The organism is Variovorax sp. GW821-FHT09B01, assembly GCF_059418345.1.
The window spans coordinates 342,175-354,860 of record NZ_JBWKPQ010000003.1 but is presented as its reverse complement, the minus strand read 5'-3'; the positions used below and the strand labels follow the sequence as shown (position 1 = coordinate 354,860).

The 12,686-nt window shown below is 68.9% G+C and carries 8 protein-coding genes; 4 read left to right on the top strand and 4 right to left on the bottom strand.

The genetic code is table 11. The features are described from left to right. Positions 1-143: 143 nt before the first annotated feature. Positions 144-3,098 (bottom strand): hypothetical protein, encoded by a 2,955-nt coding sequence (locus tag AC07RV_RS13070; RefSeq protein WP_296778367.1) that lies wholly within the window; start codon positions 3,096-3,098, stop codon positions 144-146. Positions 3,099-3,253: 155 nt separating this feature from the next. Next, complete coding sequence (locus AC07RV_RS13065) at positions 3,254-3,853, bottom strand: hypothetical protein (protein WP_296778371.1); 600 nt, start codon at positions 3,851-3,853, stop codon at positions 3,254-3,256. Between the two features lie 392 nt (positions 3,854-4,245). Here AC07RV_RS13065 and AC07RV_RS13060 point away from each other — a divergent pair, with 392 nt between their 5' ends. Then, a complete protein-coding gene (locus AC07RV_RS13060; protein ID WP_296778374.1) occupies positions 4,246-4,809 on the top strand; it encodes a GNAT family N-acetyltransferase in 564 nt (187 codons plus the stop codon). 7 nt (positions 4,810-4,816) lie between these two features. Here AC07RV_RS13060 and AC07RV_RS13055 read toward each other — a convergent pair whose 3' ends face one another. Next, entirely contained in the window at positions 4,817-5,257 is a 441-nt protein-coding gene (locus tag AC07RV_RS13055) for a DUF2000 domain-containing protein (RefSeq protein WP_296778376.1), read from the bottom strand. A gap of 274 nt (positions 5,258-5,531) precedes the next feature. On the opposite strand from AC07RV_RS13055, the gene AC07RV_RS13050 reads away from it, so the two are divergent. From AC07RV_RS13050 to AC07RV_RS13040, 3 genes are all read left to right on the top strand, one after another. After that, positions 5,532-8,738 (top strand): efflux RND transporter permease subunit, encoded by a 3,207-nt coding sequence (locus AC07RV_RS13050; protein WP_296778380.1) that lies wholly within the window; start codon positions 5,532-5,534, stop codon positions 8,736-8,738. 119 nt (positions 8,739-8,857) lie between these two features. After that, on the top strand, positions 8,858-10,141 hold the full coding sequence (locus tag AC07RV_RS13045; RefSeq protein WP_296778383.1) for an efflux RND transporter periplasmic adaptor subunit: 1,284 nt from the start codon (positions 8,858-8,860) through the stop codon (positions 10,139-10,141). A 2-nt stretch (positions 10,142-10,143) separates the two neighbouring features. Beyond that, a complete protein-coding gene (locus AC07RV_RS13040; RefSeq protein ID WP_296778386.1) occupies positions 10,144-11,637 on the top strand; it encodes an efflux transporter outer membrane subunit in 1,494 nt (497 codons plus the stop codon). On the opposite strand, the gene AC07RV_RS13035 is transcribed toward AC07RV_RS13040, so the two are convergent. Beyond that, positions 11,588-12,685: a PA0069 family radical SAM protein gene (locus AC07RV_RS13035; protein WP_093343187.1), complete on the bottom strand. Its 1,098-nt coding sequence runs from the start codon at positions 12,683-12,685 to the stop codon at positions 11,588-11,590. The genes AC07RV_RS13040 and AC07RV_RS13035 overlap by 50 nt on opposite strands. Position 12,686 lies beyond the last annotated feature (1 nt).

The following is a 12,686-nucleotide window of genomic DNA, read 5'->3' as shown; positions in this document are numbered from 1 at the left end:
AAAAAAATGGAAGAGGAGAAGACGGGCCGGGGCACCTTTCCCTTGCACCCTCGTGCGAGGACGCAAGGGAAAGGCGAACTGCCTTTGCGATGGAGAGGGAACCGGCAGGCCGAAGCCCGCCGGTTCCATCGTTCAGCCGACGCTTACTTGTTGACCTTCACCGAGAAGGTCAGCGTGGCCTTGCCGCCAGGCGCGACCGTGTTGGCCGCGCTGCCGCACGACACCGAGCTCGCGGTCGCCGTGTAGTTCGCTTGCGCGAAGGCCGGCGTCACGCCCGCGGAGGCGCACTGCTCCGAGGGCTGCGCGCCGTCCGGTGCGGCCGTCAGGCTGGTGTAGGCAGGCACCGCGTCGTTGATCGACATGTTGGTCACCGGCGAGGCGCCTTCATTGGTCGCGACGATGCGGTAGACGATGCACTGGCCCGGCTTCACGGCAAGTGCCGCCGACGAGGTCGGCGCCTCGGTGCCATCGCAGTTCTCGTCCTTCGCCTGCAGCTTGATCAGGCGCATCTGGCCCGTGATCACGGTGGTGATGTCGGTCGCCGAGGGCTCGCCGCACTTCGCCTGCTCGGGGAAGGTCACGGTCACGGTGGCCGTGTCGGTGGTACCGGCCGTCGCGCCGCCCGGTGCGAACACCTTGACGAGCAGCTTGTGCGCCTTGCCGCCGCTGAGGTCCACGGTGGGACCGACCTGGCCGTTGGCACCCACCAGCGTGTCGCCGGTGTCGATCTGGCCGTCGCCGTTGTTGTCCAGGTACAGCGCGGTGGTCCAGCCTGCGGTCACGTCCGCGACCGGCAGGACCGCCTTGATGTTGAACTGCGTGCCGCAGCTCTGCGCGCCGGTGATGGTCAGCGTGTGGGCATAGACCACCGAGCCGCCGGGAGCGACCTGGCCTTCGTTGTTCGGCGTCAGCGTGGCACCCCAGGTGTCGGCGCCGATCACCTTCACCGCATCCAGCTTCGTGTCGATCGCCACGGCGCCGGTGGAGGTCGGGCTCGTCGAGCGCACCTGGAAGTAGATCAGCTGGGCTTCGACCGGTGCCTGCGAAGCGGGCGGGGTCACGCAGGCGTCGACCGCCACTTGCGTACCGGCGGCCACGTTGACCGTGGTCATGCCGGTGGCCGCGCAGGTGGCGCCGGCAGCCACGAACTTCACCGTCCAGCCGCTGGGCAGGCTGCCCGGGAAGCTGTTGGTCTGGCTCGCCGCGAGGCTGAAGGCGTTGTCCAGGCTGTCGTTGTTCTTGATGAACAGGTTGAAGACAGCAGGCGTGCCGGCCGGCGTCGTGGTGGTGGTCGTCGGGGTCGGGCTCGGGCCCGTGCCCACGTCGCCGTTGCCGGTGTTGCCGGACGTACCGTTACCGCTGGCGGTATTGGTCATGTCGACCAGCACGCCGATCAGCTTCGACAGGATGTCGCGCGTGGCATCGAACTTGGTGCTGTCCTTGGTCGACGTACCCAGCACGATGGCCTCGAACGATTGGGTCGGAATCGACGCGGGCGCGCCCAGCGTGACCGCCAGGACGATCTTGACGCTCTGGCCGGGCCGGATCGGACCGGTGTCGACGATGCCGTCGCTGTTGTTGTCGATCAGCGGCGCGAAGCCACCGTCGGCGAAGAAGCGGAAGGTCGAACCCGCGGGGAACTTGCTGAGGTCCGCCGTGAGGTTCACGATGTCGTCCGCATTGCCGGTGTTGAACACCGTCTGCGTGAACTTCACCGTCGAACCCGCGACGCCGGAGGCCAGGGTGGTCTGGTCGGCATCCGTCAGCAGCGGCTTGCCAGGCTCGGCGTCCTTCGAAGCGACCGGGCTGGCCGTGGGGTGCGCGGAGCCGAGCACGATGCCGAAGGTGCCATCCACGATGAAGGGCTTGTCGTTCGTCGGCGTGGTCGGGTCGGTCGGCGGATTCGTGGTCGTCTTGTCGTCCGGCACCTTCTCGGGAATGTAGTCCGCCCGGTTGGTCGTGGTCGTGCCACCGACTTCGGCGGTGCTGTTGACCAGCACGACGAAGCTCACGGTCTGCGTCACGTTCGGGGCCAGCGAGGACACCAGGAAGCTCAGCTTCTGGCCGTTCGCGAAGAAGTCGATGCCGTTCGGATCGTCCGCGGAGCCGGCCGCGTCACCCAGGGCCCGGCCCGGTGCGCTGCTCCAGACGGCGGAGCCCGGCACGTAGGTGAAGCCGCTCGGCAACGTGTCGGTCATGTAGAACTTGCCGGCCGCGCCACCCGTGTTGTTGAACTGCAGCGTGTACGTGGTGTACGAGCAATTCGGGTCGTTCGACGTCGCGCCCGCGATCGTCGCCTGGCAGGAGGCTGCCGAGCGCGGACCGTGGTCCTTCGCCGCGGGCCAGACGCCGCCGTTGGCGACCCAGCTGACGGCCGGGACCCTCAGGCTCTTCGAGGCATTGAATGCCGCGTCGACCGTGAGGACCACGTGGTCGAGGTCGGCCGCCTTCTGGTTCGCCACCTCGTACAGGTCGAGGGTCGCGGGCACTGCGTTGATGGTCGCGGGCCGCGGCGAAGTGAAGTTGGCCGCCGTTGCCGTGCTCGGGATCGAGTACGCCACGACGAACGGGAAGGTGCCATTGCCACCCGCCACCGTCTGCGCGGGCACCGTGCAGACTGCGTTCGGGGCGACCGAGCACAGCGCGGTCGTGCTGTCGGGCAGGCCATCGGCGTCGGCATCGGCGAACACCTCGATCTTCGAGAAGCCATCCGGCGCTGCCGTGGTGTTGTCGATGGTGATGGTGAACTTGTCGCTGCCGTTGCCGGTGTTGGTCAGCACGTGAGGCGCGTAGACGATCGCGCCCGCGGCGCCGATCTTCTTGTTGATCACGTCGGTGGTCACCGTGGTCCGGCCGTCCAGGTTGAACGAGCCGACCTGCTGCACCGTCGTCTGCACGAGGTTCGAGGTCGCGAGCTGGCTGGCGCCATTCGGATCGAGGTAGGTGGCCGAAGCCTGGTTACCGATGATGGTGTTGGCAGGCGGAGCCGCAGCGAGCGCATCGCTTCCGAAAAGGAAGCTCAGGGTCAGAGCTGCGGCGCCCGCCCAGAGCGTACGCGGCACGGGGCCGGCACGACGGGCTGACAAGGTAGGAATCACGGGGTTTCTCCTCGGTGGTTAAGGGTCTTGAAAAAGCGGACGAACGCACCCCGGCCGGCGATTTCCAGCAGGAAACCGGCAAAAAAGACGGACGGGGTAGAAAGAGGACAGACCGTCAGCGCGGCGCGAGGCCGACGGTCGTCAGCGGCGCCGAATCAGGGCGCGGCGCGCGGAGCCTTGAGCGGCTCGGCCGTGGCTGCGGATGCAGCGGCTGCAACGGGCGCGGCAGGCGGCACCACTTCCTCGACCTTGGCGCGCGCGGTGACCGCGGTCACGCCCTTGGCGGGCAGCTGGCCGAGCTCCCAGCGCAAGCTGCGGTACTCGTTGTAGGGAACGGGCTCCGACTTGCCGTTGACCTGGCGCGCCAGCGGCTCGGGGGCGAAGATGCCCTCCTTGGTCGCCGCCTTGACCAGCGTCGCGCCGGGCTTGGCACTCCTGGGCAGGTATTCCAGCCCCTCGGGAATCGGCAGGTTGGCCACCAGGCCGCTGACGGTGCGGCCCGTGTGATTGGTATAGGTCGCCGTGTATTCCAGGATGTCGCCCGGCTTGACCGAGGCGGCCTCGACCAGCTGCTCCTTGCCCTGCGGGCCCTTGACGACCTTGGACTGCTTGAGCACCACGGCCACGCCCTTTTCCTGCGCCGCCTCGGCCGCCGCGGGCGCGGTCTTCACGCCCTGCGCGGCCGCCAGCCCTGCGCCGCCCAGCGCCACCACCACGCCGAGCCCCAGGCTCAAATGAACGGTCAAACGGGCCATCGGCCGAATGAACGAATTCCAACGAGATGTACTTTCAGTCGACATGAATTACCTCAACCTTCCACAAGATGAAAATCAACCGACTTCACGCCCTGTCCTCTGCGAAGTGGTCAGCGGGAGATTGGCCGCAATAACACTTCACAAAATAAAAGAGAGTGAACGCTTATTTTTCTTGAGGTTACAGCACCTTCGCTAACAAGACTGAGCAGGCCTGATGTGCTGCACAAACTTACGTAAAGAACATCAACTTCTTCACAGGCTGATTTTCGTGATATGACAAATGTGTATTTTTTAAGCGAATGTTCATTCTTTTTTTGATGCGGATTCGCCTCGAACCGTCGATCTGTCGCGGGGATTGACCCGCGGCCCTCCGCCATGGCACAACGCCGGCCATGGCAGCACCCGCCGAACCCGGCGCCTACCCGGCGCACCTCGTCGAAGACTGGCGGCTTCGCGATGGCCGCGCGGTGCGCATCCGGCCGATCCATGCCGACGACCTCGCGATGCACACCGCCTTCGTCGCGGGCCTGTCGGACCGCACCGGCTACCACCGCCTGCTCTCGCCGCGCAAGCCGCAGCCCGACGAGCTCTGGCGCATGACCCACATCGACTACGCGCGCGAGCTCGCGCTGATCGCCACCACCGAGGTCGATGGCGCCGAGCAGCAGATGGGTGTGGTGCGCTACGTGCGCGGCGACACGCCCGAAACGGCCGAGGTGGCCGAGTTCGCGGTGGTGATCGCCGATGCCTGGCAGCGCCACGGCCTGGCCGAGAAATTGATGCGCGTGCTGATCGCGGCGGCGCGCGACGCGGGCGTGCGCCAGCTGGCCGACATCACGCTCTACGACAACCTCGCGATGATCGCGCTGGCGCGCAGGCTGGGCTTCAAGGTGCAGCGCGATGCGGGCAATCCGAACGTCAGCCGGCTGCGTCTCGCGCTGGACGCACCGGCATGACTCCCGCCTACTGCCCGAGCAGCCCCAGCTTCGACACCACCTTGCCCAGCGGCTTGCGCTCGCCGACGAAGCCGACCGCCACGTAGCGCAACGCCTCGGTCGGCACGCTCGCCACCGCCTCGCGGAAGGCCGCGTAGTTGGTGGTCTGCTGGCCCTGCACCGGGAAGTCGATCACGTCGCACTCGGTGTTGGCGAGCGCCTTCTGCCGCACCGCCACGAGTTCGTCCTGCGAGGCACCGAGCACCGCGATGCCGATCGGGATCAGGCCCGGATGCGACCGGCCCGAGGCATCGACCAGCGGCGCGCCGACCAGCCCCGGATGGCGCTGGCCGACGGTCAGCGCGACCACGGCCGCGGCATTGGCGGCCAGGCCCGGCGGCAAGGCGGCGTCGACGACGATGACGCAGCGCTCGGGCAGCGCGGCAGGAGAAGGATCGGTCTGACTCATGGCGGGTGAAAGAAGAAAAAATTGAGTATCACTTAATCATAAACCAGCCATAAATCAGCGATCAACCACCACCAATTCGACCTCTCGATCCTATTTTATGAGTACAACTCAATCACGGATGCAGGCACCGCCATCCCATCCGGCACGCTCCATGCGTCGCCCGTTCCACCCCGAAAATCGCACCGAAGAGGGCCAAGTAACTAAGTTAAACAAACTTAAAACTACTTCCTTATGATGCGAAACCTTTTTTCGCCGGAAGCAGAGAGACCCGTCCATGGTTCAGCTCGCGTTGCGTCGTCCGTACACCTTCATCGTCATGGCGATGCTGATCGTGCTGGCCACGCCCTTCGTCCTCTTGCGGATGGCCACCGACATCTTTCCGGAGATCAATATCCCGGTGGTGTCGGTCATCTGGAACTACACCGGCCTGCCGGCCCAGGAGATGGGCCAGCGCATCTCGGGCCAGGTGGAGCGCGGCCTGACCACCACCGTCAGCGACATCGAGCACATCGAATCGCAGTCGCTGGCGGGCGTGTCGATCATCAAGGTGTTCTTCCAGCCCACCGCCAACATCGAGATGGCGATCTCGCAGGTGGTGGCCTCGATGCAGGCCCAGGTGCGGCAGCTGCCGCCGGGCATCACGCCGCCGCTGGTGATCAAGTACTCGGCCTCGAGCGTGCCCGTGATCCAGCTCGCGCTGTCGAGCCCCACGCGCTCTGAGAACTCCCTGTTCGACGCCACCGTGAACCAGCTGCGCCCGCAGCTCATCACGGTGCCCGGCGCGGCGATCCCCTTTCCCTACGGCGGCAAGAACCGGCTGATCTCGGTCGACCTCGACACCCAGGCGCTGCAGGCGCGCGGCCTGTCGCCGTCGGACGTGGTGAACGCGATCAACACGCAGAACCTGATCCTGCCCTCGGGCACCGCCAAGTTCGGCGCCACCGAGTACGGCGTGCGCATGAACGGCTCGCCCGACGCGATCGCGGGCCTCAACGACCTGCCGATCCGCACCGTGAACGGCGCCACCGTCTACGTGCGCGACGTGGCCTACGTGCGCGACGGCTTCTCGCCGCAGACCAACGTGGTGCGCCAGGACGGCGTGCGCGGCGTGCTGCTGTCGGTGCTGAAGAACGGCGGCGCCTCCACGCTGGACATCGTGGCCAATCTGCGCGCGATGCTGCCGGTGGCGGCGCAGACCATGCCGCAGGACATCAAGATCACGCCGCTGTTCGACCAGTCGGTGTTCGTGAAGGCGGCCGTCAAGGGCGTGGTGTTCGAGGCCATCCTGGCCGCCGCGCTGACCGCCGCGATGGTGCTGCTGTTCCTCGGCAACTGGCGCAGCACGCTGATCATCGGCCTGACCATCCCGCTGTCGATCCTGGCCTCGATCCTGGTGCTCTACGGCCTGGGCGAAACGCTCAACCTGATGACATTGGGCGGGCTCGCGCTCTCGGTCGGCATATTGGTGGACCAGGCGATCGTGACCATCGAGAACATCGAGCGCCACCTGCACATGGGCACGCCGCTCAAGGAGGCGATCGAGGTCGGCGCCGGCGAGATCGGCAACGCGGCCTTCGTCTCCACGCTGTGCATCTGCATCGTGTTCGTGCCGATGTTCTTCCTATCGGGCGTGGCGCGCTTCCTGTTCGTGCCGCTGGCCGAGGCCGTGGTGTTCGCGATGCTGGCTTCCTACCTGCTGTCGCGCACGCTGGTGCCCACGCTGGTGATGCTGCTGATGGGCGGCGTGCACGGCCAGCAGGCCGACGAGAACGCCAAACCGAGCGCTCTGCAGCGCGTGTACCGCGCCTTCGACCGCCGCTTCGAGCGCGTGCGCCGCGCCTACACGCTGCTGCTGTCGGCGCTGCTGTCGCGCCGCGGCGGCTTCATCTCGGTGTTCCTCGGCTTCTGCCTGCTGTCCTGCCTGCTCTATCCGGCGCTGGGCCGCGACTTCTTCCCGACCGTGGACGCCGGCCAGATCCGGCTGCACATGCGCGCGCCCACCGGCACCCGCATCGAGGAGACCGCACGCCTCACCGACCAGGTCGAGGCCGCGATCCGCGAGCTGGTGCCGCCCGACCAGCTCGAGACCATCCTCGACAACCTCGGCGTGCCCAACAGCGGCATCAACCTGTCGTACAGCAATGCCGGCACCATCGGCACCTTCGACGCCGAGATCCTGATGTCGCTGAAGGACGGCCACCGGCCGACCGAGGAGTTCGTGACCACGCTGCGCGCCGAGCTGCCCAAGCGCTTCCCGGGCATCGAGTTCTTCTTCCAGCCGGCCGACATCGTCACGCAGATCCTCAACTTCGGCCTGCCGGCGGCCATCGACGTGCAGTTCAGCGGCAACGACATCGCGGGCAACGCGGCGCGCGCGGCCGAGCTCACCAAGGCGATCCGGCAGATCCCGGGCGCGGTCGACGCCCACGTGCACCAGCGCCTCGACGGGCCCTCGGTGGACCTGACGATGGACCGCTCGCGGCTGCAGCAGTACGGCCTGACCGCCTCCAACGTGGGGCAGAACGTGCTGATCGCGCTGTCGGGCAGCTCGCAGACGGCGCCGGCCTACTGGCTCAATCCGCAGAACGGCGTGGTCTACAGCATCGCGGTGCAGACGCCGCAGTACAACGTCGACTCGCTCGATTCGCTGCTCAACATTCCGGTGGGCGCGGGCGGCGCGGCCGCGGCCGGCGGTGCGCAGCAGCTGCTGGGCAACCTGGTCGACGCGCGCGCGGCGCGCCAGCCGGCGATCCAGTCGCGCTACAACATCGCGCCGGTGATCGACGTCTACGTCAGCGTGCAGGGCACCGACCTCGCGAGCGTGGCGAGCAAGGTGCAGGCGCTGGTCGACGAGATGCGGCCCAAGCTCTCGCGCGGCAGCCGCGTCGACATCCGCGGCCAGGTGCAGACCATGCAGTCCTCGTTCATCGGCCTGGGCGTGGGCCTGGCGATGGCGATCGTGCTGGTCTACCTGCTGATCGTCGTGACCTTCCAGTCCTGGCTCGACGCCGCGATCATCATCACCGCCCTGCCCGCCGCGCTGGCCGGCATCGCCTGGATGCTGTTCATCACCGGCACCACGCTGAGCGTGCCGGCGCTCACGGGCGCGATCATGACCATGGGCGTGGCCACGGCCAACTCGATCCTGATGGTGTCCTTCGCGCGCGAGCGGCTGGCCGCGGGCATTCCGCCGCTGTCGGCCGCGCTCGAGGCCGGCGCCACCCGCATCCGCCCGGTGCTGATGACGGCGCTGGCGATGATCATCGGCATGATCCCGATGGCGCTGGGCCTGGGCGAAGGCGCCGAGCAGAACGCGCCGCTGGGCCGCGCCGTGATCGGCGGCCTGCTGTTCGCGACGGTGTCGACGCTGTTCTTCGTGCCCGCGGTCTATGCGGGCGTGCACAGCTGGCTCGCGCACCGGCGCGCCGCGCACGGCGGCGGCGCCCATCCGCCGGCCGGCGCCACCGCGCAGGAGCACTGAGCGATGCCCGCGCCATCCGACCGTCTCGAGACCATGTTCGACTTGTTGTACCTGCCGCGCACCCAGCCCTCCCACGGCCGCGCGGCCCGCCACGGAAACGGCCCCGCGCCGTATAGCGCATGACAGAGCAACGCCATTCGGCATTGGCCATCCACCCCATCGCCGCCGACGACGGCGACGGCCCCGAGCTGCTGCGGCGGCGCCAGATCGTGCGGCGCACCCGCTGGCTGGTGCTGATCGTGCTCGTGCTGCTGGCGCTCGGCGCGGCGCGCACGGTGTTCGTGCGCATCGCCAACGCGCGCGAACTGCAGGCCAGCACGGTCGAGCATGCCAAGCAATACGTGCAGACCGCGCTGCCGCGCACGCCCACCGCGGGCCAGAAGCTGGCGCTGCCGGGCACGCTGCAGGGCTACGTGCAGTCGCCGATCTCGGCGCGCGCCAGCGGCTACCTCAAGCGCTGGACCAAGGACATCGGCAGCCGCGTCGAGAAGGGCGAGCTGCTGGCCGAGATCGAGACGCCCGAGATCGACCAGCAGCTGTCGCAGGCCATCGCGGCGCGCAACCAGGCAGCCTCGGGCCTCGAGCTCGCGCAGAGCACGGCCGCGCGCTGGGAGAACCTGCGCAAGAAGGACGTGGTTTCGCAGCAGGACCTCGACGAGCGCCGCAGCGCCGTCGCGCAGGCCACCGCCAACGTGGCGGCCGCCGATGCCAACGTGCAGCGGCTCAGGCAGACCGAGGGCTTCAAGCGCGTGGTCGCGCCGTTTGCCGGCGTGATCACGCGGCGCAACGTCGACACCGGCGACCTGATCGATGCCGGCACCGGCGGCGGCGCGGGCCGCGCGCTGTTCGTGCTGGCGCAGACCGATCCGCTGCGCGTGTACATCAACGTGCCGCAGGCCTATGCCCAGCTCGTGAAGGCCGGGCAGCCGGTAGTGGTGACGCAGGCCGAGCTGCGCGGCCAGAAGTTCAGCGGCCAGGTCGCGCGCACCGCGGGCGCCATCGACACCACGACGCGCATGATGCAGGTCGAGGTCTCGCTGCCCAACCGCGACGGCGCGCTGCTGCCGGGCGCCTACGTGCAGGTCGAGCTGCCGCTGGCCGCGAGCGGCACGCTCACGGTGCCGGCCAACGCGCTGCTGTTCCGCGCCGAGGGCACGCGGCTGGCGATCGTCGACGCACAGGGCCGCGTCGGCCTGCGCCCCGTGACCTTGGGCCGCAACTACGGCGAGAACGTCGAGGTGGTCGACGGGCTCGCGGGCACCGACCGCATGGTGCTCAATCCCTCCGACTCGCTGGCCGATGGCGACGTGGTCGCGGTGGCGCCCGATGCGCCGGCCGATGGCGCCAAGCCCGGCGCGGCACCGGCTGCAGCACCGGCGACGGCCAAGAAGGAACCCGCGTGACCATGCGCCGTCCCGCCTTCGCGGCGATCGCGCTCGCCGCCATGATGCTGGCCGCGGGCTGCGCGGTCGGCCCCGACTACAAGGCGCCCGAGACACCGCTGCCCGTGAGCTGGAAGCTCGAGGCGCCGTGGCGCGAAGGCACGCCCAACGACATCGCCGACAAGGGCCCGTGGTGGAAGCGCTACGGCGACGCGCAGCTCGACGCGCTGCAGGACCGCGCCGTGGCCGGCAGCCCCACGCTCGCCATCGCCGGTGCGCGGCTCGCGCAGGCGCGCGCCACGCTGGCCTCGAGCTCGGCCGCGCAGTATCCGCAGCTCGGCCTGGGCACGCGTGCCTCGCGGCTCAAGATCTCGGCCAACCGGCCGCTGACCAACTACAACACCGCCAATGCCTCGACGGTGCAGAACGACTTCGCGCTCTCGCTCAATGCCAGCTACGAGCTCGACCTCGCGGGCCGCGTGCAGCGCAGCGTGGAAGGCGCGAGCGCCTCGGCCGAACAGTCGGCGGCCGACCTCGCCAACACGCGGCTGCTGCTGTCGGCCGACGTGGCGAGCAGCTATTTCAACCTGCGCTCCACCGACATCGAGCTCGACGTGCTGACGCGCTCGATCGCGCTGCAGCGGCGCGCGCTCGAGCTGGTGACGGCGCGGCACGACCTGGGCGCCGTCTCGGGCCTCGACGTGGCGCAGCAGCAGGCGCTGCTCGAGACCACGTTGACGCAGGTCGACGTGCTGAGGAAGCAGCGCGCGCAGTACGAGCATGCGCTCGCCACCCTGACCGGCACGCCTGCGCCTTCGTTCGCGCTGGCGACCGACCTGCGCGAGATCCGCCCGCCCGCGGTGCCGCTGGGCGTGCCCTCGGACGTGCTCGAGCGCCGGCCCGACGTGGCCTCGGCCGAGCGCGCGATGGCCGCGGCCAATGCGCAGATCGGCGTGGCGACCGCGGCCTTCTATCCGAGCATCCTGATCGCGCCCACGGTCGGCGTCGACAGCCGGCTGATCGAGTCGCTGTTCGATGCGCCCAGCCTGTTGTGGTCGGTCGGCGTGTCGGCCACGCAGGTGCTGTTCGACGGCGGCCGCGTGCGCGCGGGCGTGGACTTCGCGAAGGCCGGCTACGACGCCACCGTGGGCAACTACCGCCGCGTCGTGCTGACCGCGATGCAGGAGGTGCAGGACGGCATCGACGGCCTCGCGGCGCTCGAGCGCGCCACCGCCCAGGCGCAGTCGGCCGTGGCGGCCGCGCGGCGCGTGCTCGACATGGCCAACAGCCGCTACGAGGGTGGTGCCTCGACCTACCTCGACGTGATCACCGCGCAGCAGTCGCTGCTGACGGTGGAGCGCCAGGCCGCGCAGCTGCAGGGGCAGCGCCTGCTGACCTCGGTGTTCCTCGTGAAGGCGCTGGGCGGCGACTGGTGCGGCGACGGCAACGCGGACGCCGCGCTCGCATCTAGAACAGGCTGCCCTGCCCCGGCGCGCCAGGTGGCCGAAAAGCGCTGAGGTCGAGCGCGATGCGCTCGCGGTTGAAGCCGATGCGCGCGGTCGCCTTCTCGAAGCGCTGGCGCAGCAGGTCGGCCCACAGGCCCGTGCCCTTCATGCGCGTGGCGAAGTCGGCGTCGTAGTCCTTGCCGCCGCGCACGTCGTGGATGCGCGCCATGATGCGGTCCGCGCGCTGCGGGTAGTGCAGCGCCAGCCACTGCTTGAACAGCGGCGCCACCTCCCAGGGCAGCCGGATCATCGTGTAGAAGGCGCTGCGCGCGCCCGCCTCCCAGGCCGCCTCGAGCACCTGCTCCATGTCTTCCGTCACGAACGGAATCTGCGGCGCCACGCTCACGCCCACCGGCACGCCGGCCTCGGCCAGCGTGCGGATGGTGCGCAGCCGCCGGTGCGGCGCCGCGGCGCGCGGCTCGAGCTTGCGCGCGAGTTCGCCGTCGAGCGTGGTCACGGTCACGTACACCGCCGCCAGGCCGCGCGCGGCGGCCGGCGCGATCAGGTCGAGGTCGCGTTCGATCGCGCTGGACTTGGTCACCAGCCCGAAGGGGTGGTTGACCTCCGACAGCAGCTCGATCAGCGAGCGCGTGATGCGCAGCTCGCGCTCGATCGGCTGGTAGCAGTCGGTGGCCGTGCCGATCGCGATGTGGCTGGGCCGGTAGCTCTTGCGGCCCAGCTCGCGGCGCAGCACCTCGACCAGGTTGCGCTTGGCGATCAGCTTGGTCTCGAAGTCCAGCCCCGGCGAGAGGTTGAGGTAGCTGTGCGTGGGCCGCGCGAAGCAGTAGATGCAGCCGTGCTCGCAGCCACGGTAGGGGTTGATCGAGCGGTCGAAGTAGATGTCGGGCGAGTCGTTCTCGTTCATGGCCGACTTCACGTCCTCGAAGCGCACCTCGGTGGCCAGCGGCTCGAGCTCGTCGGCCTCGGCGGCGTTTTCCTCGAGCGTGCCCCAGCCGTCGTCGAAGGCATCGCGCTCGTCCTTCGAGAAGCGGTGCGCGAGCCGCGTGGCAGCGCCGCGGCCCTTGATGGCCTGGATGGGGATGTAGGCGGCGGGTGGCATG

What these genes read in the sequence shown, in the direction of transcription:
- AC07RV_RS13065 (WP_296778371.1), bottom strand. Translation starts at nt 3,853, where the DNA reads ATGGCCCGTTTGACCGTTCATTTGAGCCTGGGGCTCGGCGTGGTGGTG.
- AC07RV_RS13060 (WP_296778374.1), top strand. Translation starts at nt 4,246, where the DNA reads ATGGCAGCACCCGCCGAACCCGGCGCCTACCCGGCGCACCTCGTCGAA.
- AC07RV_RS13055 (WP_296778376.1), bottom strand. Translation starts at nt 5,257, where the DNA reads ATGAGTCAGACCGATCCTTCTCCTGCCGCGCTGCCCGAGCGCTGCGTC.
- AC07RV_RS13050 (WP_296778380.1), top strand. Translation starts at nt 5,532, where the DNA reads ATGGTTCAGCTCGCGTTGCGTCGTCCGTACACCTTCATCGTCATGGCG.
- AC07RV_RS13045 (WP_296778383.1), top strand. Translation starts at nt 8,858, where the DNA reads ATGACAGAGCAACGCCATTCGGCATTGGCCATCCACCCCATCGCCGCC.
- AC07RV_RS13040 (WP_296778386.1), top strand. Translation starts at nt 10,144, where the DNA reads ATGCGCCGTCCCGCCTTCGCGGCGATCGCGCTCGCCGCCATGATGCTG.
- AC07RV_RS13035 (WP_093343187.1), bottom strand. Translation starts at nt 12,685, where the DNA reads ATGCCACCCGCCGCCTACATCCCCATCCAGGCCATCAAGGGCCGCGGC.